Genomic DNA, 20,480 nt, shown 5'->3' on the forward strand with positions numbered 1-20,480 from the left:
CTGGGGGGAGACGCCGAGCGCCTCTCCGCCCCCACCGGGCGGGGGAGCGGCGCTCGGCGTCTCCCCCCAGGGCGTGCGGCCCCTCGGCGGCGCCCCGGCGTCAGCAACCTGGGGGGAGACGCCGAGCGCCTCTCCGCCCCCACCGGGCGGGGGAGCGGCGCTCGGCGTCTCCCCCCAGGGCGTGCGGCCCCTCGGCGGCGCCCCGGCGTCAGCAACCCCGCGCAGCTCGGTGCGACGTGTTCTCATCTCGCGGTCGCGTTGCTACCGTGCCCCCGACCTGACGACCTATCAGATCGCATCCCGGGAGGCCGACCATGCGCGCCCTCGTCGCCGCCGCCATCGGACTCGCCCCAGTCCTCCTCTTCGTCCTCCTCGTCTCCGTGGTCGATCTGCCGCCCGACGGGCCCACCTCGCCCAAGCCCCTGCTGACCGCCGACCCCGGCCCCAAGAAGTAGGGGGGCGACCGTGCGCCGCCGAGCCAGCCTCGTCCTCCTCGCCCTCGCCGTCTTCTGCGCCGCGATGGCCCCGACCCTGCGCTGGTACGCCTTCCCCCGGCTGGCGAAGATCCCGCCGAACCAGTACCAGGAGACCGTCCTGGAGGCGAAGCCCGCGACCCTGCTCAACTACTCCACGCTCAAGCCGGAGAAGGTCGACCGGATCACGATCATCCAGACCCTCAAGGGCAACGTCGAGGAGTCGCGGCGCATCGAACGCGACGCCGGGCGCGACGTCGTCGTCTGGGACACCCTCGCCTACATCACCGGTCCCGACGGCGCGATGGTCTCCAAGGTCCCCGAGCGGTACATCTTCGACGCCCACACCCAGGACCCCGTTCACGCCACCGGCGAGTCCGTCGACGGCGACCCGGTCCGGCGCGAGGGAATCGAGTTCAAGTGGCCCTTCCTCACCGAGAAGCGGGACTACCAGTACTTCGACGCCCAGACCCGCACCTCGTCCCCCATCCACTACCGGGGCACCCGCACCTTCCGGGGCACGGAGGTCTACTACTTCGAGCAGACCATCCCCTGGACCAGGGTCCCCCTGCCCAAGACCATGCCGGTCAAGGGCATCACCCCGCAGCTCCTCGCCGACTCCGGACTCACCCGCTGGTACACGACCAAGCGGATGTTCTGGGTCGAGCCGGTCACCGGCGCCCCCGTGAACGGCGAGGAGATCCACAAGGAGGAACTCCGCAACGCCAAGGCCCTCATGGGCCGCGACACCCTCACCGTCTTCGAGGGGCACGTGAAGATGCGCGAGGACTACGTCCGGAGCGTCGGCGAGATGGTCTCCGCCAACCGCCTCACGGTCCTCCTGCTCGTCTCCTACCTCCCCTGGAGCCTCACTCTCCTCGCCCTGCWTCTTCTGSCCCTCGAAGACGGTGAGGGTGTCGCGGCCCATGAGGGCCTTGGCGTTGCGGAGTTCCTCCTTGTGGATCTCCTCGCCGTTCACGGGGGCGCCGGTGACCGGCTCGACCCAGAACATCCGCTTGGTCGTGTACCGAGCAGCGCCACCACCTCCGCCGCCCGCCGCGCCCCCACCTCGGACACGCCGTCCAGCAGCGCCCGGCCGAGCCGGGGATGGAGCCCGAGCCGGGACAGCCGAACCCCCCGGTCGGTGGCCCGCCCCGCCGCGTCCACCGCACCGATCGAGCCGAGGACCGCACGGGCCGCCGCCATCGCCCCGGCGGGCGGCGGATCCAGCAGCGCGAGCCCCGCCGCCGTCGGATCGCCCCAACAGGCCACCCGCAGGGCGAAGTCCGCCAGGTCGGCGACCCTGATCTCCGGGGACGGGAAGCGGGGCCTGCCGCCGTCGTTCGCCTCCGCCCAGCAGCGGTAGACGAACCCGAACGCCTCACGGCCCGCCCTGCCGAGCCGCTGGGTCGCGGTCGCCTCGGACACCGTCACCGTCGCGAGGGAGCCGAGCCCCCTGGCGTGGTCCGTGCGCGGCTCCCGGGCCAGGCCCGAGTCCACGACGATCCGCACCCCCGGCACCGTCAGGCTCGACTCCGCCACCGAGGTCGCCAGCACCACCCGGCGCCGCCCGCCCGGCTCCGTACCGCGCAGCACCGCGTCCTGCACCGCCGCCGGGGCCCGCCCGTGCAGCTGGAGCACCTCCGCGTCCAGGTCCGCCAGCATCCCGGCCGTCCGAGCGATCTCCCCCGTACCGGGCAGGAAGCAGAGGAGGTCCCCCTCGTGCCGCTCCATCGCGAGCCGGACCGTCGCCGCCACGTGCCGCAGCAGCGCGGGATCCACCCAGGTGCCGTGCGCGGGCCGCACGTCCGAGGGCGGCGCGGCGAAGAAGACCCGGCAGCTGTGCCCCTCGCCCCTGCTCAGCACCACCGGCGCGGGCCCGCTGCCGTCCAGCACGGTGAGGACCTCCGACCAGGCCGTCGCGTCACTCGTCGCCGAGGCGGCGATCAGCTTCAGCTCCGGCCGCAGGGTGGCCCTTACGTCCACGAGGAAGGCCATCGCGGTGTCGGCGTCCAGATGCCGCTCGTGGCACTCGTCGAGCAGCACCACGTCCACTCCCGCCAGCTCCGGATCGCGCTGGAGCCGCTGGAGCAGGATGCCCGTGGTCACCACCTCGACCCGGGTCGCGGGACCGGCCCGCCGCTCGCCGCGCACCGAGAAGCCGACCGTGCCGCCGACCTCCTCGCCGAGCAGCCACGCCATCCGCCGGGCCGCCGCCCGGACCGCCATCCGACGCGGCTCGGCCACCAGGACCCGCCGCCGCGGTCCCTCCCCTATGAGGCCCGCCAGCGCGAGCGGCACCAGGGTCGTCTTGCCCGTGCCAGGAGGGGAGGACAACACGGCCGTACCGCGCCGGTCGAGCGCGCTCAGCAGCTCGGGGACGGCATGGCGGACGGGAAGACGGTCGAGTACGTCGTTTCGGATCACGCACTCAGTCTCGTACGCGACGCGAAAAGGGTGCGCCGCGTTGTCCACAGGTCCCCCTGTATGTACGACAAGCCCACCGGAGGGGGCGCCGATCACCGAACCGGCCTCCCCCTCCTCATCCGCTACTCCGCGCGCTCGCAGACGAAGATCGCCGTCCCCGGGATCAGGTTCCCCCGCAGCGGGGACCAGCCGCCCCACTCCTGGCTGTTCCACGCCGGCCACTCCGGCTCGATCAGGTCGACCAGGCGGAACCCGCCCGCCACCACGTCCCGCACCCGGTCGCCGATCGTCCGGTGGTGCTCCACGTACACCGCCCGCCCCTGCTCGTCCTGCTCCACGTACGGCGTGCGGTCGAAGTACGAGGCCGCGACCGAGAGGCCCTCGGGACCGGGCTCGTCCGGGAACGCCCAGCGGATCGGATGCGTCACCGAGAACACCCAGCGGCCGTCCGGCCGCAGCACCCGCCGCACCTCCCGGAACACCTTCACCGGATCGGCGACGAACGGCACCGCGCCGTACGCCGAGCACGCCAGGTCGAAGGAGCCGTCCCGGAAAGGCAGCGCCCCGGCATCGGCCTCCACCAGCGGCAGGTCCCCGCCGATCCGCAGCGCGTGCTGGAGCTGCCGGTGCGACAGGTCGAGGGCCACCGGCCGCGCCCCCCGCGCCGCCAGCCAGCGCGAGCACTGCGCGGCGCCCGCCCCGATCTCCAGGACGTCGAGGCCCTTCAGCGAGGAGGGCGGACCGAGCAGCCCCGCGTCCTCCTCGTCGAGCCCCTCCGGACCCCACACGAACCGGTCGTCGCCCAGAAACGATCCGTGATCGCTCTGGTACTCGTCGGCGTTCCTGTCCCACCAGCCGCGGCTCGCCCGGCTGCTCTCCGCGTCCCCCGCGTCACGCCGCGTCGCCTCGCCCTCCTCCTCGGCCGAGGAGGAGGTCACTTCGTGCTCGTACTCTTGGTTCATCTCGCCCGCCGATGTAGTTTGCGCTCAGTGCCGCTGTGCGCGGATCCCGCCGATGAGGCGTGGAAGGACACAAGTTGGTGCCGGAGTTGAGCAGATCTGCCCCGGGTGCGCGCTTCGCGCATTGACCCTGTCCGGCCGCCCCCGTATGCTAAAGGTTGCGCTGCGGGCCTGCGCGCCTCAGACGGAGCAGGCCGCGCTCGTACCTGTTGTATGTCCCCTCGGTTTTCGAGGCTCCTCCCTCGCGGGAAGCGGGCCTCATTGGCTGTCCGGCTTCTTGGTGCGATACGGGCTCTCGGCGTAGCAGTACCTACGACTTTCTGTCCGTAACCGGAGCCCTTTCCCACATGACGAGCAGCACCGAGACCACCGCCACCAGCACCACCCCGCAGGTTGCGGTCAACGACATCGGTAACGAGGAAGCCTTCCTCGCCGCGATCGACGAGACGATCAAGTACTTCAACGACGGCGACATCGTCGACGGCGTCATCGTGAAGGTCGACCGGGACGAGGTCCTGCTCGACATCGGTTACAAGACCGAAGGTGTCATCCCGAGCCGCGAGCTCTCGATCAAGCACGACGTCGACCCGAACGAGGTCGTCAAGGTCGGCGACGAGATCGAGGCCCTGGTTCTCCAGAAGGAGGACAAGGAAGGCCGCCTGATCCTCTCGAAGAAGCGTGCCCAGTACGAGCGCGCCTGGGGCACCATCGAGAAGATCAAGGAAGAGGACGGCATCGTCACCGGTACCGTCATCGAGGTCGTCAAGGGTGGTCTCATCCTCGACATCGGCCTCCGTGGCTTCCTGCCGGCCTCCCTCGTCGAGATGCGTCGCGTCCGCGACCTCCAGCCCTACGTGGGCAAGGAGCTCGAGGCGAAGATCATCGAGCTGGACAAGAACCGCAACAACGTGGTCCTGTCCCGCCGTGCCTGGCTCGAGCAGACCCAGTCCGAGGTTCGCCAGACCTTCCTCACGACCCTCCAGAAGGGTCAGGTCCGCTCCGGCGTCGTGTCCTCGATCGTCAACTTCGGTGCCTTCGTGGACCTGGGTGGCGTCGACGGCCTCGTGCACGTCTCCGAGCTGTCCTGGAAGCACATCGACCACCCCTCCGAGGTTGTCGAGGTCGGCCAGGAGGTCACCGTCGAGGTTCTCGACGTGGACATGGACCGCGAGCGTGTCTCCCTGTCGCTGAAGGCGACGCAGGAGGACCCGTGGCAGCAGTTCGCCCGGACCCACCAGATCGGTCAGGTCGTCCCGGGTAAGGTCACCAAGCTGGTTCCGTTCGGTGCGTTCGTCCGCGTGGACGAGGGCATCGAGGGTCTGGTCCACATCTCCGAGCTGGCCGAGCGCCACGTGGAGATCCCGGAGCAGGTCGTCCAGGTCAACGACGAGATCTTCGTCAAGGTCATCGACATCGACCTCGAGCGTCGTCGCATCAGCCTCTCGCTGAAGCAGGCCAACGAGTCCTTCGGTGCCGACCCGGCCTCGGTCGAGTTCGACCCGACCCTGTACGGCATGGCCGCGTCCTACGACGACCAGGGCAACTACATCTACCCCGAGGGCTTCGACCCCGAGACCAACGACTGGCTCGAGGGCTTCGAGACCCAGCGCGAGGCCTGGGAGACCCAGTACGCCGAGGCGCAGACTCGCTTCGAGCAGCACCAGGCTCAGGTCATCAAGTCCCGCGAGGCCGACGAGGCCGCCGCTGCCGAGGGCGCTGCCGCCCCGGCCGCCGGTGGCAACGCCGGTGCGGGCATCTCGGGTGGTTCGTACTCCTCGGAGTCGGACGACAACTCCGGCGCCCTGGCGTCGGACGAGGCGCTCGCCGCCCTGCGCGAGAAGCTGGCCGGCGGCCAGAGCTGAACAGGCTCTCCGCTGAGCGCTAGCCGCTAGCGAACCGAGGCCCGCTCCCCTCCGGGGGAGCGGGCCTTCGTCGTGTCCCGGGGCCTCGGCCCGCACCTGTGGGCCCAGTGCCCGTGCCCGCGGGGCCTGTTGCCCGCACTCGTACGGAAGACCACGCCGGTCCGGGAATGGCCCCGCCGTGCGAGACGTTCCCAGAGAGAACACGAGGAGGAGCGGTAATCGTGCTTGATCCCCAGGATTTGTACGAATGGGACGCCAAGGGCCTGGCCGTCGTCGACCTGGCACTGGCGCAGGAGTCGGCCGGGCTGGTCATGCTGTACCACTTCGACGGTTACATCGACGCGGGCGAGACCGGCGAGCAGATCGTCGACGGCCTGCTCGACACCCTGCCCCACCAGCTCGTGGCCCGGTTCGACCACGACCGGCTCGTGGACTACCGCGCACGCCGCCCGCTGCTGACCTTCCGGCGCGACCGCTGGACCGCGTACGAGACGCCGTCCATCGAGGTCCGCCTCGTCCAGGACGCCACCGGCGCCCCCTTCCTCGTCCTCTCCGGACCGGAGCCCGACGTCGAGTGGGAGCGGTTCGCCGCGGCCGTCCGGCAGATCATCGAGCGCCTCGGCGTCCGCCTCTCCGTGAACTTCCACGGCATCCCCATGGGCGTCCCGCACACCCGCCCCGTCGGCCTCACCCCGCACGGCAGCCGCACCGACCTCATGCCGGGCCACAACAGCCCCTTCGACGAGGCCCAGGTCCCCGGCAGCGCCGAGGCCCTCGTCGAGTACCGGCTGACCGAGGCGGGCCACGACACGCTCGGCGTCGCCGCGCACGTCCCGCACTACGTCGCCCGCTCCCCGTACCCGGACGCGGCGCTGACCGCCCTCGAAGCCGTGACGGCCGCCACCGGCCTCGTCCTCCCGGCGGTCGCCCACGCGCTGCGGACCGAGGCCCGCCGCACCCAGACCGAGATCGACCGCCAGATCGGGGAGGGCGACGAGGAGCTGGTCGCGCTCGTCCAGGGCCTCGAGCACCAGTACGACGCGGTGGCCGGCGCGGAGACCCGCGGCAGCCTCGTCGCCGAGCCCGTCGACCTGCCGTCGGCGGACGAACTGGGCCGCGAGTTCGAGCGCTTCCTCGCCGAGCGGGAGGGCGACTCCTGACCCGCCCGGGGCAGGCCCTAAGCTGCCGCTCATGCTGAAGGTGGGCCTGACCGGCGGGATCGGCGCCGGCAAGAGCGAAGTGTCACGGCTGCTCGTCTCCTACGGAGCCGTACTGATCGACGCGGACCGGATCGCCCGCGAGGTCGTCGAACCCGGCACACCGGGGCTCGCCGCCGTCGTGGAGGCCTTCGGGGACGACATCCTCACCGCCGAGGGGACCCTCGACCGGCCCCGGCTCGGCTCCCTGGTCTTCGCCGACGCCGACCGCCTCGCCACCCTCAACGCCATCGTCCACCCCCTGGTCGGGGCCCGGTCGGCGGAACTGGAGGGCCGGGCGGCCGAGGGAGACGTCGTCGTCCACGACGTACCCCTGCTCACCGAGAACGGGCTCGCACCGCTGTACGACCTGGTCATCGTCGTGGATGCCTCCCCGGAGACCCAGCTCGACCGGCTCGTACGGCTCCGCGGCATGGTCGAGTCCGAGGCGCGCGCCCGGATGTCGGCCCAGGCCACGCGGGCGGAACGGCTGGCCGTGGCGGACCTCGTGATCGACAACGACGGACCGCTCGACGCACTCGAACCGCAGGTGCGGAAGGTCTGGGACGAACTGGAGCGGCGCGCGTCGGCGGAATGAGGGTGCCCGGTCCGGTGTTCAAGCACCGGTCGAGGGGAAGGATGCCATGGTGGCCGACAGTAATCCGGAAACGCACGTCATCGACTTCCGCGCAGCCGAGCACCTGCTGGCCGCGCGGGATCCCCGGGGCGCGGTGAAGCTCCTGGACTCCGTGATCGCCGCCCATCCCGAGAACACGGCGGCGCGACTGCTGCGGGCCCGGGCCTTCTTCGCCGCCGCGCAGCTGCGTCCCGCGCAGCTGGAGTTCGAGCTGGTCCTGGAGCGCGAGCCGGACAACGCCTTCGCGCACTTCGCCCTCGCCCGCACCTTCGAGCGCTCCGGCCTGACCGCCCAGGCCACCCGGCACTTCCGCCTCGCGGCCGCGCTGGACCCCAAGCCGGAGTACCTCCAGGCCGCCGGGTTCGACACGGAGAAGTAGGGGAGCGGGGGAGGGGCGCGGCCCGGCCGCAGGGCCCGGAGGAGCCGACCCGGCTCAGTGCCGCGGGTCGTCGTGGTCCGGTTCGTACGGTGGGACGTTCCGGCCCGGCTGCCAGTGCGGGCCCTGGCGGATGTGCCGCACCACCATCACCAGGTCGACCAGCACCACCAGGAACAGCACGCCGCAGGCCGCGGCCCAGCCCGGCCGGCCGAGCAGCGCGAACGCCGTCGTCCCGAAGGCGGCCCACAGCAGCCCCCACAGTCCCAGCCAGAAGCGCATGCGCAGGGGGCTGCGCGCGGTCGCCGGCTCGTTCCCGGAACGCATGACGGTCACCCTTTCCCGTCCGAGCCCCCCAGGGTCACTTCCAGGGTGGACCCTGCGGCGGGGCGGAGGGAAACGGCGGGCGCGCGGGAGAGGGGCCCGCCCGGGGGCTGCCTAGTGGATGACGTTGTAGCTGCGCCACGGCAGGGCGCCCGGCGCGACCCGGTAGCTGGTGTTGGTGGGGAGGTAGATGTTGTGCTTCCCCTTGCAGTCCCGCGTCGGGTACAGCCGGATGTCGACCAGCGTGTTGTTCTCGACCCGGTGCACCCCGCTCGGGGCGAGGAGGCGGTGGCAGCCGTTCACCGAGGGGCTCGTCACGGTCACCACGACCTCGCGATCCGTCTCGTACGAGAGCGTGCCGACCATCGTGCGGCCGCTCGAACAGCCGGCGACTGCGAAGGTGAGCAGCACGGCCCCGGTGGCGGTCGTGAGACGCCGGCGAACGGACATGTCGGTTCCTCTTCTGTCGGAGTCCGGGTCTGCGTTCCTGCCCGCACCTCGGGTGCACCCGGTTTCAGGCCACCCTCGCGCCCCGGGAGGCCCCTGTCATCCGCTGGTGGGCCGCTCGGGCGAACCCGTGTGGCGGCCGTTGTCAGACCCCCGCCGTAAGGTCGGAGGTCCAGTGGAGGTCCGCCGACCGGTGGGAAGGAGCGCGGAGCCGTGACACACACCTGGACGACCGGCGCCGCCGTCTTCCTGCCCGCCGCCCTGCCCCGCGAGGGCCGGGTCGGCCTCTGGGCCCCCGACGGCGGGGCGCTGCCGGACCCGGCGGAGAGCGGCGCGGAGCGCGTCGAGCTGACCGTCGCCCGGCGGCACGGCGGCGGTGCGCGGAGCCGGACCGTGCCCGCCCTGGTCCTGCCGGTCGACGCCGCGCTGCCCCGCCTCGTCGCGGCCCGTCACCACCCGGCCGCCCACCCCGCGACCGCGGCCTGGGGCGCCGCCGCCCTCCACGCCCTGCACCTGGCCGCCCGCGGCCGGATGCTGCCGGGACTGACCGCGGACGATCTGGACGCCTGGCGGGCCGGACCCCTGGACGCCGACGACATCGCGCATCTGAGGGCCGTCGCCGCGGCCCTGCCGTTCGAGGGGCACGCCGTGCCCGTCCCCGGCCGCGGACCGCTGCGGCTGCCCGAGCCCGAGGCCCTGGTGCGGGCCTTCCTCGACGCGGTCGCCGACCTGCTGCCACGGACCCCGGCGGCCGCCCACGCCGTGGGGGCGCCGTTCGCCGCGCGGGCGCCCCAGCACCTCCCGCGGGCCCGTGCCTGGGCGGCCGAGGCGGCGGCCGGCATGGACGCGGGCGTCCGGGTCTCCCTCCGCCTGGACTTCTCCCCGTACGAACTGTTCGACGCCGCACCGGACGCCGCGGCCGACGGGGGCGGCGCCGGCGCGAGCCCGCGCGGCGAGCGGCACGCGGCCGCCGCGCTCCTCCAGATCCACAGCCTCGCCGACCCCACCCTCGTCATCGACGCCACGGCGCTGTGGGCCGGCGACGGCGAGCACTTCGGGCCCCGCGCCCGGATCGACGCCGTCCTCGCCCTGCGCCGGGCCGCCCGCGTCTGGCCGCCGCTCGCCCGGCTCCTGGAGCGGGACGTGCCCGACGTCCTCGCGGTCACCGAGGACGAGCTGTACGAACTGCTCGGCCCCGCCGCCGCCCGGCTCGCCGACGCCGGGGTCGCCGTCCACTGGCCGCGCGAGCTCGCCCGCTCCCTCAGCGCCTCCGCCGTGGTCAGCGCCGCCCACGCCGCGCCGGGCTCGGCGACCGACGGCACCGCGTTCTTCGACAGCGAGGAACTCCTCCGCTTCAACTGGCAGCTCGCCCTCGACGGCGACCCGCTCACCGAGCGGGAAATGGACCACCTCGCCGAGGCCCACCGGCCGATCGTGCGGCTGCGCGACCAGTGGGTCGTCGTCGACCCCGACCTCGTCCGCAAGGCGCGCAAGCGGGAACTCGGCCTGCTCGAACCGGTCGACGCCCTCGCCGTCGCCCTCACCGGCACCGCCGAGGTGGACGGGGAGACCGTGCCGGCCGTCCCCGTCGGGGCGCTCGCCGCGCTCCGCGACCGGCTCCTGGCGGGCCCCGAGGACGTGCAGGCCCCGCCCGGACTCACCGCCACCCTCCGCGACTACCAGCTGCGCGGGCTCGCCTGGCTGGACCTGATGACCTCGCTCGGCCTCGGCGGCTGCCTCGCCGACGACATGGGCCTCGGCAAGACCGTCACCCTCATCGCCCTGCACCTGCGCCGCGCCCGGCGCGCCCCCACCCTCGTCGTCTGCCCTGCGTCCCTGCTCGGCAACTGGCAGCGCGAGGTGGGGAGGTTCGCGCCCGACGTGCCCGTCCGCCGCTTCCACGGGGCCGAGCGCGACCTCGACGGTGTCGACGGCGGCTTCGTCCTCACCACGTACGGGACGCTGCGGACGAGCGCCGCCGAACTGGCCGTACGGGAATGGGGGATGGTCGTGGCGGACGAGGCGCAGCACGTCAAGAACCCGTTCTCGGCGACCGCGAAGGCGCTGCGCGAGATCCCCGCGCCCGCCCGTGTCGCCCTCACCGGCACCCCCGTGGAGAACAACCTCTCCGAACTCTGGGCGCTGCTCGACTGGACCACACCCGGACTCCTCGGCCCGCTCAAGGCCTTCCGCTCCCGGCACGCCCGCGCCGTCGAGAACCACGAGGAGATCGAGCACGAGGAGGCCGTCGAGCGGCTCGCCCGGCTCGTCCGCCCCTTCCTGCTGCGCCGCCGGAAGTCCGACCCCGGCATCGTGCCCGAGCTGCCGCCGAAGACGGAGTCCGACCACCCCGTCTCCCTGACCCGGGAGCAGGCCTCGCTGTACGAGGCGGTCGTCCGCGAGACCATGGCGCGGATCGAGGAGGCCCGGGGCATCGCCCGCCGGGGCCTCGTCATGGCCCTGCTGACCTCCCTCAAGCAGATCTGCAACCACCCGGCGCAGTACCTGAAGGAGGAGGCGCCGCGGGGCAGCGGCACCGCGCGCCTGGCGGGCCGCTCCGGGAAGCTCGCCCTGCTCGACGAGCTCCTGGACACGATCCTCGCCGAGGACGGCTCGGTGCTCGTCTTCACGCAGTACGTGACGATGGCGCGGCTGCTCGCCGACCACCTGGCCGCGCGCGGGATCCCGGCCCAACTCCTCCACGGCGGGACGCCGGTGGCGGAGCGGGAGCGGATGGTCGACCGCTTCCAGGCCGGCGAGGTCCCGGTCTTCCTGCTCTCCCTCAAGGCCGCGGGCACCGGTCTCAACCTCACCCGGGCCGGCCACGTCGTGCACTACGACCGCTGGTGGAACCCGGCCGTGGAGGAGCAGGCCACCGACCGGGCCTACCGCATCGGGCAGACCCAGCCCGTGCAGGTCCACCGGCTCGTCGCGGAGGGCACCGTCGAGGACCGGATCGGCGAGATGCTCCGCGCGAAGCGGGCCCTGGCCGACGCCGTCCTCGGCTCCGGCGAGGCGGCCCTCACCGAACTCACCGACCGGGAGCTCGCCGACCTGGTGTCCCTGAGGAGGCCCTCGTGACCACCCCCAGGAGCGCCCGCGGCGCGGCGCCCCGCCACGACGACCGCCGCCGCAGCTTCCCGCAGGTCGCGCCCCGCGAGGCCCCCGACGGCAGGTTCGCCGCCACCTGGTGGGGCAACGCGTGGGTGGACGCCCTGGAGGACACCGCCCTCGACCCGGCCCGCCTCGCCCGCGGCAAGGCGTACGCCGGGCGCGGCCACGTCGACGCGATCACCGTCACCCCCGGCCGGGTCGTCGCCTACGTGCACGGCAGCAGGCCCCGCCCGTACCGCACCGAGATCAGGATGCGGACCCTCGGCGACGACGGCTGGGAGCGGTTCCTCGACGAGGCCGCCGCTCGGCCCGACCACATCGCCGCCCTGCTCGACAAGGACGTCCCGCACGCCCTGGAGGCGGTCACCGGACTGCTGCCCGCGGCGGGCGACCTCGTGCCCGACTGCTCCTGCCCGGACGACGGCTACCCCTGCAAGCACGCCGCCGCCCTCTGCTACCAGGCCGCCCGGCTCCTCGACGAGGACCCGTTCGTCCTGTTCCTGATGCGCGGCCGCGGGGAGCAGGAGCTGCTCGCCGAGCTGACCCGGCGCAACGCCGCCCTGTCCGCCGCGGAGACGACCGCCGCCGCGCCCGCCATGCCGACCGTCCCCGCCCGGGCCGTGCTCGACGCGGCGGACCGGGCCGGGCCGGCGCTGCCCGCTCCGCTGCCGCCCCCCGACCGGCCCGGCCGCCCCGCCGTGTTCCCGCCCGACCCGGACGCCCCCGACCCGCTCGCCCTCGACCTCCTCGCCTCCGAAGCGGCCGTCCGCGCCCACGCGTTCCTCACCACCGGGCAGGATCCGGTGGCCGCGCTCAGCCCGTGGCAGGACGCCGTCCGGCTGGCCGCCGCCCACCCCGGATCCGGGCTCACCGCCTCGACCCGCGCCCTCTACCGGGACCTGGCGTACGCGCTGGACCGCACCCCGACCGACCTCGCCCGGGCCGTCGCCGGCTGGCGGCAGGGCGGCGCCGCCGGTCTCGCCGTACTGGAGGAGCCGTGGGATCCGCCGGCCGGTCCGTTCGACCGGGCCAGACCCGCCCTGATCGCCGCCGACTTCCCCGCCTTCCGCCCCTGGCGCAACCGGCTCTCCACCGAATCCCTCCAGCTCCGGCTCGGCCGGGACGGGCTCTGGTACGGCTACGAATCGGACGCCGGCCGCGAGGACTGGTGGCCGCGCGGCGCCCCCGACCTCGACCCGGTCGGCGCCCTCACCGACCTTCTGGGGCACTGACCCACACTCGAACGGGACCCACTCGATGGAGTGAAACCCGTCAACGGCAGGATCCGGCACGTGCGTTTGTCGCGTTGATTCCGGTACGGGCACTTGCCCGCACACCTCCGGAAGGCAGGAAGCCATGAGGCAGATTCGCCGAAGTGGTCTGGCCACACTGTTGGTCACGGGCGGGGCGATCGCCCTCTCGGCCGGCGCGGCGCACGCCGACGCCGGGGCGCAGGGCGCCGCGGTCGGTTCGCCGGGCGTCGGCTCCGGCAACACGGTTCAGCTGCCGGTGCACGTGCCGGTCAACGTCTGTGGCAACACGGTCAGCGTCGTCGGCCTGCTCAACCCGGCCTTCGGCAACAGCTGTGCCAACCGCTCCGCCGAGCGGGAGCCCGACGGCTACGGCTCCGAGGGCGGCTCCCACAAGGACCTGCCGGGTACCCCGCGCGGCGGGGAGCAGGCCGGCGGTTCGCACGGCGGCGGCTCCTCCAACGGCGGCGGTTCCACGGCAGAGACGCACGTCGCGGGCTCGCCCGGCGTCCTCTCGGGCAACGGCCTGCAGCTCCCGGTCGACCTCCCCGTGAACGTCAGCGGCAACTCGGTCAACGTGGTCGGCATCCTCAACCCGGTCTTCGGCAACACGTCGGTCAACGTGCCCTCGAAGCCCACGCAGCCGGTCGAGAAGCCGACCCCGCGCCCGCAGACCCCCGTGCGCAACGTGCCGGTCCCGAAGCCGGAGACCGAGACCGAGACGAAGCCCGTCCCGCTCCCCAGGCCCCAGGGCGAGACGAGCACGGTCGCGCTGGCCTCCACCGGCTCCGAGAGCATCGGGTACACGGGCGCCGCGAGCGCCGCCCTGCTGCTCGGCGGCGCCCTGCTGTACCGCCGCGCCCGCCGCGCCGCGGACCAGGGCTGACGGTCACGCCCCCGTGGCCGGGTCGACGTGGGCCGGCATCCCGAGCTGTCAGCCCCGCCCCCGGCCGCCGGCGTCCTCGCCGTCGCGGCGCCAGGCCCGGAGCACCGCCTCGATGGCGGGTGCCACCCTCGTCCGGGCCTGGTGCCGGGGGAGCCCCCGCATCAGCAGGGTGTCGTAGGGCGTGTCGACATGGCGTACGGAGGCGCGCACCGCGGCCGTGACCGCGCCGCGGTCCAGCGAGCGGCCCGCCGCCGTGCGTCCGACCCGTCCGCTGCCCTTCGCCGAGGCGTGGACGGCGACCTCGGTGGCCCGCTCCGCCGGGATGGACGGGAAGAGCCGCAGGATCTCGGCCCGGAGGACCTCGGTGATCCGTGCGTCGAGCGTCGCGCGCCGTTCGGCGTCCCGGGCCCGGCGTCTGGCCCGGGCCTCCGCGTCCGCCAGGCAGGACCGCTCCGCCTCGGCGAGCGCCGCCTCCTCGACGAGCAGGCCCTGGCGTTCGTACCGGGTGCGGCGCCGGTTGTGGCGGACGACCACGGCCCAGAGGGTGCTGTTCTCGCGGGCCCGGCGGGTGAGCGCGGTGTCGCCCCGCCGGAGGAAGACGAGATGCCCGAGGTCGGCGCAGTCGAGGCAGACCGGGGAGTTGAACTCGACGATCATCCGCTCCAGGGGCCCCTGCCGGCATTCCGAGCAGCGGCGGCGCTTGAGCGGTTCCACGACCACGGGTGCGACGAGGTCCACGGCGGCCCCGTTCAGCGCACGCCGGGCGCGGCCGCGGCGATGAACTCGGCGAGTGCTTCCTTCGCCTCCGCCGAGCGACGGGCGCGCTCGGACTCGCCCCGCGCCTCGTGCATGCAGTGGGTCTCCTCGAAGGCGGCCTCGGCCAGCTGCCGGACCCGCGGATCGTCGCAGACCAACTGCACGCGGAACAGGGCCTGCCGAGCGGCGGTCCGCTGCCGGTAGGAGGCGTGGCGGGACTCCTCCGCCACCTCCGAGCCCGGCTCCTCGGCGGCCCGGAACCAGCGGTCGTTCTGGCTGTGCCGGTAGTCGACGACCGCGCCCGCATAGGCGCTGTACGTCGAGATCCGCTCCTGGCGGAGCTGTTCGGTCCGGGCCAGCGAGGCGTTGCGCTCGGTGGCCCTCCCCTGGAACCAGTGCGTGGCGATGACGCCCAACAGCGTCCCCGCCACCGCTATCAGCGCCACATCCATGACCGGGCGCCCCCTCCCGTCCTACCGCGGTGTCCGTCGGCCCGAAGGATCTTCGGGCCCTCAGATCATGACAGTCGAGGGGCGGCGCGTCACTGCCGGTAGCCGCTGAGAAAGCGGCCGATGCGGCTGATCGCGGCGTCGAGGTCGTCGGCGTGCGGCAGGGTCAGGATGCGGAAGTGGTCGGGGCGGGGCCAGTTGAAGCCCGTTCCCTGGACGACCTGGATCTTCTCGCGCAGCAGCAGGTCGAAGACGAACTTCTCGTCGTCGTGGATCCGGTGCACGGCGGGGTCGAGGCGCGGGAAGGCGTACAGCGCGCCCTTCGGTTTCACGCAGGAGACGCCGGGGATCTCGTTGAGCTTCTCCCAGGCCCGGTCGCGCTGTTCGCGGAGCCTGCCGCCGGGCGCGGTCAGCTCGTGGATCGACTGCCGGCCGCCGAGCGCGGCCTGGATGGCGTACTGCGCGGGGGCGTTGGGGCAGAGCCGCATGGAGGCCAGCATGGTGAGGCCCTCCAGGTAGTTCCTGGCGTGCTGCTTCGGGCCGGTGACGACCAGCCAGCCGGAGCGGAAGCCCGCCACCCGGTAGGTCTTGGAGAGCCCGCCGAAGGTGAGGACCACCAGGTCGGGGGCGAGCCGGGCGGCCGGGTGGTGGACGGCCCCGTCGTAGAGGATCTGGTCATAGATCTCGTCGGCGAGGACCATCAGGCCGTGGCGGCGGGCGAGTTCGAAGATGCCCTCCAGGATCTCCGGCGGGTAGACGGCGCCGGTGGGGTTGTTCGGGTTGATGACGACGACGGCCTTGGTGCGGTCGGTGATCTTCGACGCCATGTCGTCGAGGTCCGGGTACCAGTCGGCCGCCTCGTCGCACAGGTAGTGCACCGGCCTGCCGCCCGCGAGCGTGACCACCGCCGTCCACAGCGGGTAGTCCGGGGCGGGCACGAGGACCTCGTCGCCGTCCTCCAGGAGGGCCTGGACGGCCATCGAGATCAGCTCGGAGACGCCGTTGCCGAGGAAGATGTCGTCGACGTCCACGTCCGCGAGGCCCATGGACTGGTAGCGCTGGGCGACGGCCCGGCGGGCGGAGAGGATGCCGCGCGAGTCGGTGTACCCGTGGGCCTTCGGAAGCATCCGGATCATGTCCTGGACGATCTCCTCCGGCGCCTCGAAGCCGAAGAGGGCCGGGTTGCCGGTGTTGAGGCGCAGGACGCTGTGGCCCGCCTCCTCCAGCGCGTTGGCGTGCTCGATGACCGGGCCCCGGATCTCGTAACAGACCTCGCTGAGCTTGCTCGACTGCCGGAACTCCATGTCCGACCTCCCCACGTCCCCGGAATCAGTGTTGCTTGGTTTTACCAAGTTCGAGCTTGGAAAGTCCAACAACATGTCTAGACTGCGTCGCATGCCACGTCAGCCACGCCGCCGCAGCTACGACCAGCACTGCGCCGCCGCGCGCGCCCTCGACCTCGTCGGCGACCGCTGGACCCTGCTCGTCGTCCGCGAACTCCTCGCCGGACCGCGGCGCTACACCGACCTCCACGCCGATCTCCCCGGCGTCAGCACCGACATGCTCGCCGGCCGCCTCAAGGACATGGAGGGCGCCGAGCTGGTCACCCGCCGCCGACTGCCCCCGCCCGCCTCGGCGTTCGTGTACGAGCTCACCCCGCGCGGCCGCGACCTGCTGCCCGTCCTGCGCACCCTCGCCGCCTGGGGCGCGCCCGACCTGGGGGAGCCGCGACCCACCGACGCCGTCCGCGCCCACTGGTACGCGATCCCGCTCCTCGGGCCGCTCGCCGGACTGGGGGCCGGGGTCGTCCAGGTGACCCTGGACGAGGGCGAGTTCTTCGTACGGATCGGGGACGACGGAGCCGTGTCGTACGGGGACGGGACGTACGGCGCGGGTACGGGCGAGGCCCCCGACGCCCGACTGCGAACCGACACGACGACCTGCCGGGCCCTCGCGGACGGGGGTCTGACGCTCACCGAGGCGATCGAGACGGGGCGCGCGGTACTGGAGCGACTCACCGCGGCTGCTCCGGTCTAGGTCCCGGGCGCCGGGCCGCGCCCGCCGGATCCCGCCTGCCGGGCCGCGCGCGGCTGACGAGGTCGGCGCGAGGCCGGACGTCGGCGTCTCCCGGCCCGTCAGCCCTGGCCGGGGAGGGTGCCCAGACGGCGCGCCAGCCGGTTACGGGCCTCGGTCTGGGCCGCGATCCGGGCGTCGAGCACGGCCAGCCGCTCGCGGGCGATCTCCAGGCCGCGGGGCGACGGCGGGGCCGAGGCCACGTCACCGTCCAGACAGGAGCGGAAGGCGGACACGTCGTCCAGGGTGAGGCCGGCCTCCAGGAGGTACCGGATGTTCGCCACGCGCGTCGCCGCGTCCGCGCCGTACACCCGGTAGCCGTTGGCGGCGCGGTCCGAGGCGATCAGCCCCGCCGCCTCGTAGTGGCGCAGGGCGCGCGGCGACACGCCGGTCCGCCGGGCCAGTTCACCGATGCGCAAGGACGCCACCTCCTCGCGCAGTCGTATCACGCGACCAGCGCACCCCCGTCGACGGGCAGGACGGTGCCGGTCAGGAAGGCGGCGTCCGGGGCGGCGAGCGCGGTGATCGCCCAGGCGACCTCCTCGGGCCGGCCGACCCGGCCGAGCGGGGTGTGCGCGAGCTGCCAGGCGCGGAGCGCCGCCCGCCGCTCGGGGGAGAGCCCCATGTGGTCGGCGATCGGGGTCTCGATCGCGCCGGGCGCGACCGCCACCACCCGGACCCCGTCGGGCGCGAGCTCCACCGCCCAGCAGCGGGTCAGCGTCTCCAGGGCGCTCTTGGTCGCCGGATAGACGGAGTTGGCCGGCCAGCCCCGCTGGCCGATCGTCGTCGTCACGTTCACCACGACGCCCCGGGACTCCCGGAGCGCGGGGAGTGCGGCACGGGTGAGCAGGACCGGGGCGACGAGGTTGGTCTCCAGGAGTGGGGTGAGCACGGAGCGGTCGAGGGTGCCCAGGGGGCCGCCCGCGGCGATCCCGGCGTTGTTGACGAGGACGTCGAGCCGTCCGTGCGCCGCGAGCGCGGTACGGGCGATCTCCTCGGGGGCGCCGTCCGCCGTGACGTCGGCGGTGAGCGGGTGGATGCCCGGGTGCCCCTCGGCGGTCTCTCGCAGGGGCGGCTCGCGGCGGCCGACGGCGACGACCGCCGCCCCCTGCCCGGCGAAGGCCCGTGCGGTGGCCCGGCCGATGCCGGTGCCCGCTCCGGTCACGACGACGACCCTGCCGGGCGCGGTGGTGTGCGTGGTTTCGGTGGTCATGAATCCGATGGTCGAACCGTGACGCCAGTGACAAGGTCAAGCCATGAGGTACGACACGGCGCTCGCGCGCCGGCTCGCGCTTCCGGAGGAGACCCGCGCCCGCCTGGAAGCCCATGTGGTCGCGCGGAGGCAGATCATGGCCGTCCGCGAGGCCCGGGAGCCGGGCCTCGACCCCCGGACCGACCCGAACGACCGCGTCGCCCTCGCTTCGTGGTCCCGGGGGGGGGCGACGGGCCGGTGTCTCTGCGGGCAGGATGATCGGATGAGCGGAACGCGATACGAGGCGATCACCTGGGAGCGGGTGGCGGAGGCGCTCGCCGGCCGGGTCGACGATCCGGCGGCCGGCGGGTCCTGGCTCAAGGTCGGCATCGACGGGGCGCCCGCCGCGCCCGGGGACCGGCTCGCCGGGCTCCTCGCCGAGGCCCTGCGCGGGCGCGGGCGGGCGGTCCACCTCGTGGGCACCGGCGGCTTCCTGCGACCCGCCTCGCTCCGCTACGAGTACGGCAAGCAGGACCCCGACGCGTACTACAGCGGGTGGACCGACACCGGGGCCCTCTGGCGGGAGGTCTTCGGGCCGCTGGAACCCGAGGGCTCCGGGCGGGTGCTGCCCGACCTCTGGGACCCGGTGAAGGACCGCGCGACCCGCAGCCCGTACGTGACGCTGCCGCCCGGCGGGGTCCTCGTGCTGCACGGGCCGTTCCTCCTGGGGCACTGGTTCCCCTTCGACCTCACCGTGCACCTGCGGCTCTCGCCCGCCGCCCTCGCCCGCCGGACCGAGGAGGCCTGGACGCTTCCGGCGTTCGCCCGGTACGAGGCGGAGGTCGACCCCGCCGGGACCGCCGACGTCGTCGTACGCGCCGACGACCCGCGCCATCCGGCCTGGACGGGCCTCGGCGGGTAGCGGGGGCGGATGTGGGGCGCGCTTGTCCTCACGCCTCGGGACCGGCCGTGACGGTCGGGTCGGGCGGTGGTCTTCCGCCGATCACCGTGACCGCCTCCGCCCCGGCACGGCAGCCCGCCTCCGCCGCCTTCGCCGGGTCCGCGCCCGCGAGCCGGACCGCCAGGAAGGCGCCGGTGAAGGCGTCGCCCGCACCCGTCGAGTCCACCGGCCGCGCCGCGGGCGCCGCCACGCGTGCGGTCACCGCGCCGCCCTCGGCGACCAGGGCGCCGGCCGCCCCGAGCGTCACCACGACCAGCGGGTAGCGGCGGCTCAACCCGGCGGCGGCGGCCTCCGGATCCGCGTGCCCGGTGAGCGCCCTGGCCTCGTCCGCGTTGGGCAGCAGGGTCTCCGCGCCCGCCGACGCGGCGAGGAAACGGTCCGCCCCCAGCTCCGCCAGGAACCCCGCGGACGCCGGGTCCACACTCACCGGCACCCCCGCCGCCCGGGCGTCCCGCAGCGCCAGCCGGGCGGTCTCGCGGCTCGACGCGGCGAAGAACAGGTATCCGGAGAGGTGCAGCCGGGCCACTCCGTCGAGCAGACCGGTCGACCAGTCGCCCGGGGAGAGGCGCAGGGCGGCGCCGCTGTCGGTGAGGAAGGTGCGCTCCGCAGAGGAGTCCACGAGCGCGATCACCGTGGCCGTCGCCGCCTCCGCGTCCCGGACGAGCAGGGGCCGCACGGCCGCGCTCCGCAGCGCCCGCTCGTGCCAGTCCGCCGCGTCCGTCCCCACCCGGCCGAGGACGCGTACGTCGGGGCAGCCGGAACGAGCCGCCCAGCAGGCGGCGTTGGCTCCGGCGCCGCCCGGCAGGGTCCGTATCTCCGCGGCCGTGTCGGTCGCGGGTGCGAGGGGGGTACGGTGCCGGGCCACGACGTCCGTGACCACGTCCCCGACGACGAGCAGCGCACCGGCCGCATTCTTCACCGGCCGGCCGAGCCGGGGGAGGCGCCCGCGGACCGTACCGGCCCGTCTCCGGCCGATGCTCCTGCGGCGCCGGTCGGCGTCGTTCCCGCGTCCCCGGCCGGCGTCGTACGGCCTCCGGCCGATGCTCTTCTGCTCCCGGTCGGCGTCGTCCCCGCGCCCCCGCCCGATGTCGTACCGCC

Annotated in this window: 19 protein-coding genes and 3 pseudogenes; 11 read left to right on the plus strand and 11 right to left on the minus strand. The window is 73.9% G+C overall.

Annotation, left to right across the window (positions count from 1 at the left end; all coding sequences use genetic code 11):
* Window positions 1-314 precede the first annotated feature (314 nt).
* Together EAO70_RS22175 and EAO70_RS22180 are read left to right on the plus strand one after the other, a co-directional pair.
* Window positions 315-455, plus strand: a complete 141-nt coding sequence (locus EAO70_RS22175) for an SPW_0924 family protein (protein WP_106975990.1) — start codon at window positions 315-317, stop codon at window positions 453-455.
* Window positions 456-465: 10 nt separating this feature from the next.
* Window positions 466-1,374 (plus strand): annotated as a pseudogene (locus tag EAO70_RS22180) (DUF3068 domain-containing protein); the annotation flags it as partial.
* A 51-nt stretch (window positions 1,375-1,425) separates the two neighbouring features.
* Here the strand turns inward: EAO70_RS22180 and EAO70_RS40440 are convergent.
* The 3 genes and pseudogenes from EAO70_RS40440 to EAO70_RS22195 form a co-directional block, all read right to left on the minus strand.
* A pseudogene (locus EAO70_RS40440) lies at window positions 1,426-1,485 on the minus strand (hypothetical protein); the annotation flags it as partial.
* Window positions 1,486-1,490: 5 nt separating this feature from the next.
* A pseudogene (locus EAO70_RS22190) lies at window positions 1,491-2,900 on the minus strand (helicase-related protein); the annotation flags it as partial.
* A 122-nt stretch (window positions 2,901-3,022) separates the two neighbouring features.
* Window positions 3,023-3,862 (minus strand): class I SAM-dependent methyltransferase, encoded by an 840-nt coding sequence (locus EAO70_RS22195; protein ID WP_148004570.1) that lies wholly within the window; start codon window positions 3,860-3,862, stop codon window positions 3,023-3,025.
* 344 nt (window positions 3,863-4,206) lie between these two features.
* On the opposite strand from EAO70_RS22195, the gene rpsA reads away from it, so the two are divergent.
* From rpsA to EAO70_RS22215, 4 genes are all read left to right on the plus strand, one after another.
* Entirely contained in the window at window positions 4,207-5,721 is a 1,515-nt protein-coding gene (gene rpsA / locus EAO70_RS22200) for a 30S ribosomal protein S1 (protein ID WP_148004571.1), read from the plus strand.
* Window positions 5,722-5,942: 221 nt separating this feature from the next.
* A complete protein-coding gene (locus EAO70_RS22205) occupies window positions 5,943-6,881 on the plus strand; it encodes a PAC2 family protein (RefSeq protein WP_148004572.1) in 939 nt (312 codons plus the stop codon).
* A gap of 31 nt (window positions 6,882-6,912) precedes the next feature.
* The gene (gene coaE / locus EAO70_RS22210) at window positions 6,913-7,515 is read left to right on the plus strand and encodes a dephospho-CoA kinase (RefSeq protein ID WP_148004573.1); all 603 of its coding nucleotides are present in this window, start codon (window positions 6,913-6,915) and stop codon (window positions 7,513-7,515) included.
* Between the two features lie 49 nt (window positions 7,516-7,564).
* Window positions 7,565-7,933 (plus strand): tetratricopeptide repeat protein, encoded by a 369-nt coding sequence (locus EAO70_RS22215; RefSeq protein WP_148005297.1) that lies wholly within the window; start codon window positions 7,565-7,567, stop codon window positions 7,931-7,933.
* A gap of 54 nt (window positions 7,934-7,987) precedes the next feature.
* Here the strand turns inward: EAO70_RS22215 and EAO70_RS22220 are convergent, their stop codons facing one another.
* On the minus strand, window positions 7,988-8,257 hold the full coding sequence (locus tag EAO70_RS22220; RefSeq protein ID WP_148004574.1) for a DUF6343 family protein: 270 nt from the start codon (window positions 8,255-8,257) through the stop codon (window positions 7,988-7,990).
* Between the two features lie 111 nt (window positions 8,258-8,368).
* On the minus strand, window positions 8,369-8,704 hold the full coding sequence (locus EAO70_RS22225; protein ID WP_148004575.1) for a hypothetical protein: 336 nt from the start codon (window positions 8,702-8,704) through the stop codon (window positions 8,369-8,371).
* Window positions 8,705-8,914: 210 nt separating this feature from the next.
* Here EAO70_RS22225 and EAO70_RS22230 point away from each other — a divergent pair, with 210 nt between their 5' ends.
* The 3 genes from EAO70_RS22230 to EAO70_RS40050 all read left to right on the plus strand — a co-directional run bounded on the left by EAO70_RS22230 (window position 8,915) and on the right by EAO70_RS40050 (window position 13,951).
* Entirely contained in the window at window positions 8,915-11,782 is a 2,868-nt protein-coding gene (locus EAO70_RS22230; RefSeq protein ID WP_148004576.1) for a DEAD/DEAH box helicase, read from the plus strand.
* Window positions 11,779-13,047: an SWIM zinc finger family protein gene (locus EAO70_RS22235; protein WP_148004577.1), complete on the plus strand. Its 1,269-nt coding sequence runs from the start codon at window positions 11,779-11,781 to the stop codon at window positions 13,045-13,047. The genes EAO70_RS22230 and EAO70_RS22235 overlap by 4 nt, the downstream gene beginning before the upstream one ends.
* A 124-nt stretch (window positions 13,048-13,171) precedes the next feature.
* A complete protein-coding gene (locus EAO70_RS40050; protein WP_148004578.1) occupies window positions 13,172-13,951 on the plus strand; it encodes a chaplin family protein in 780 nt (259 codons plus the stop codon).
* A gap of 48 nt (window positions 13,952-13,999) precedes the next feature.
* Here the strand turns inward: EAO70_RS40050 and EAO70_RS22245 are convergent, their stop codons facing one another.
* The 3 genes from EAO70_RS22245 to EAO70_RS22255 all read right to left on the minus strand — a co-directional run bounded on the left by EAO70_RS22245 (window position 14,000) and on the right by EAO70_RS22255 (window position 16,460).
* Window positions 14,000-14,689 (minus strand): DUF2293 domain-containing protein, encoded by a 690-nt coding sequence (locus EAO70_RS22245; protein ID WP_148004579.1) that lies wholly within the window; start codon window positions 14,687-14,689, stop codon window positions 14,000-14,002.
* A gap of 11 nt (window positions 14,690-14,700) precedes the next feature.
* Entirely contained in the window at window positions 14,701-15,159 is a 459-nt protein-coding gene (locus tag EAO70_RS22250) for a hypothetical protein (RefSeq protein WP_148004580.1), read from the minus strand.
* A gap of 89 nt (window positions 15,160-15,248) precedes the next feature.
* Window positions 15,249-16,460, minus strand: a complete 1,212-nt coding sequence (locus EAO70_RS22255) for a pyridoxal phosphate-dependent aminotransferase (protein ID WP_148004581.1) — start codon at window positions 16,458-16,460, stop codon at window positions 15,249-15,251.
* A 91-nt stretch (window positions 16,461-16,551) separates the two neighbouring features.
* On the opposite strand from EAO70_RS22255, the gene EAO70_RS22260 reads away from it, so the two are divergent.
* Entirely contained in the window at window positions 16,552-17,193 is a 642-nt protein-coding gene (locus tag EAO70_RS22260; protein ID WP_148004582.1) for a winged helix-turn-helix transcriptional regulator, read from the plus strand.
* 98 nt (window positions 17,194-17,291) lie between these two features.
* Here EAO70_RS22260 and EAO70_RS22265 read toward each other — a convergent pair whose 3' ends face one another.
* Both EAO70_RS22265 and EAO70_RS22270 read right to left on the minus strand, forming a co-directional pair.
* The gene (locus EAO70_RS22265; RefSeq protein WP_187284034.1) at window positions 17,292-17,648 is read right to left on the minus strand and encodes a MerR family transcriptional regulator; all 357 of its coding nucleotides are present in this window, start codon (window positions 17,646-17,648) and stop codon (window positions 17,292-17,294) included.
* A gap of 26 nt (window positions 17,649-17,674) precedes the next feature.
* The gene (locus EAO70_RS22270; protein WP_148004584.1) at window positions 17,675-18,442 is read right to left on the minus strand and encodes an SDR family NAD(P)-dependent oxidoreductase; all 768 of its coding nucleotides are present in this window, start codon (window positions 18,440-18,442) and stop codon (window positions 17,675-17,677) included.
* Between the two features lie 262 nt (window positions 18,443-18,704).
* On the opposite strand from EAO70_RS22270, the gene EAO70_RS22275 reads away from it, so the two are divergent.
* Complete coding sequence (locus tag EAO70_RS22275) at window positions 18,705-19,343, plus strand: uridine kinase (RefSeq protein WP_148004585.1); 639 nt, start codon at window positions 18,705-18,707, stop codon at window positions 19,341-19,343.
* A gap of 28 nt (window positions 19,344-19,371) precedes the next feature.
* Here EAO70_RS22275 and EAO70_RS22280 read toward each other — a convergent pair whose 3' ends face one another.
* On the minus strand, window positions 19,372-20,301 hold the full coding sequence (locus EAO70_RS22280; protein WP_148004586.1) for a carbohydrate kinase family protein: 930 nt from the start codon (window positions 20,299-20,301) through the stop codon (window positions 19,372-19,374).
* Window positions 20,302-20,480 lie beyond the last annotated feature (179 nt).

The sequence above is a fragment of the Streptomyces sp. adm13(2018) genome, assembly GCF_008042145.1.
Taxonomy (GTDB): Bacteria; Actinomycetota; Actinomycetes; order Streptomycetales; family Streptomycetaceae; genus Streptomyces.

Bases quoted from the DNA above. Each gene is read 5' to 3' on its own strand.
- EAO70_RS22250 (WP_148004580.1), bottom strand. From the start codon at position 15,159: ATGGATGTGGCGCTGATAGCGGTGGCGGGGACGCTGTTGGGCGTCATC.
- rpsA (WP_148004571.1), top strand. From the start codon at position 4,207: ATGACGAGCAGCACCGAGACCACCGCCACCAGCACCACCCCGCAGGTT.
- EAO70_RS22195 (WP_148004570.1), bottom strand. From the start codon at position 3,862: ATGAACCAAGAGTACGAGCACGAAGTGACCTCCTCCTCGGCCGAGGAG.
- EAO70_RS22175 (WP_106975990.1), top strand. From the start codon at position 315: ATGCGCGCCCTCGTCGCCGCCGCCATCGGACTCGCCCCAGTCCTCCTC.
- EAO70_RS22260 (WP_148004582.1), top strand. From the start codon at position 16,552: ATGCCACGTCAGCCACGCCGCCGCAGCTACGACCAGCACTGCGCCGCC.
- EAO70_RS22275 (WP_148004585.1), top strand. From the start codon at position 18,705: ATGAGCGGAACGCGATACGAGGCGATCACCTGGGAGCGGGTGGCGGAG.
- EAO70_RS22225 (WP_148004575.1), bottom strand. From the start codon at position 8,704: ATGTCCGTTCGCCGGCGTCTCACGACCGCCACCGGGGCCGTGCTGCTC.
- EAO70_RS22255 (WP_148004581.1), bottom strand. From the start codon at position 16,460: ATGGAGTTCCGGCAGTCGAGCAAGCTCAGCGAGGTCTGTTACGAGATC.
- EAO70_RS40050 (WP_148004578.1), top strand. From the start codon at position 13,172: ATGAGGCAGATTCGCCGAAGTGGTCTGGCCACACTGTTGGTCACGGGC.
- EAO70_RS22220 (WP_148004574.1), bottom strand. From the start codon at position 8,257: ATGCGTTCCGGGAACGAGCCGGCGACCGCGCGCAGCCCCCTGCGCATG.
- EAO70_RS22270 (WP_148004584.1), bottom strand. From the start codon at position 18,442: ATGACCACCGAAACCACGCACACCACCGCGCCCGGCAGGGTCGTCGTC.
- coaE (WP_148004573.1), top strand. From the start codon at position 6,913: ATGCTGAAGGTGGGCCTGACCGGCGGGATCGGCGCCGGCAAGAGCGAA.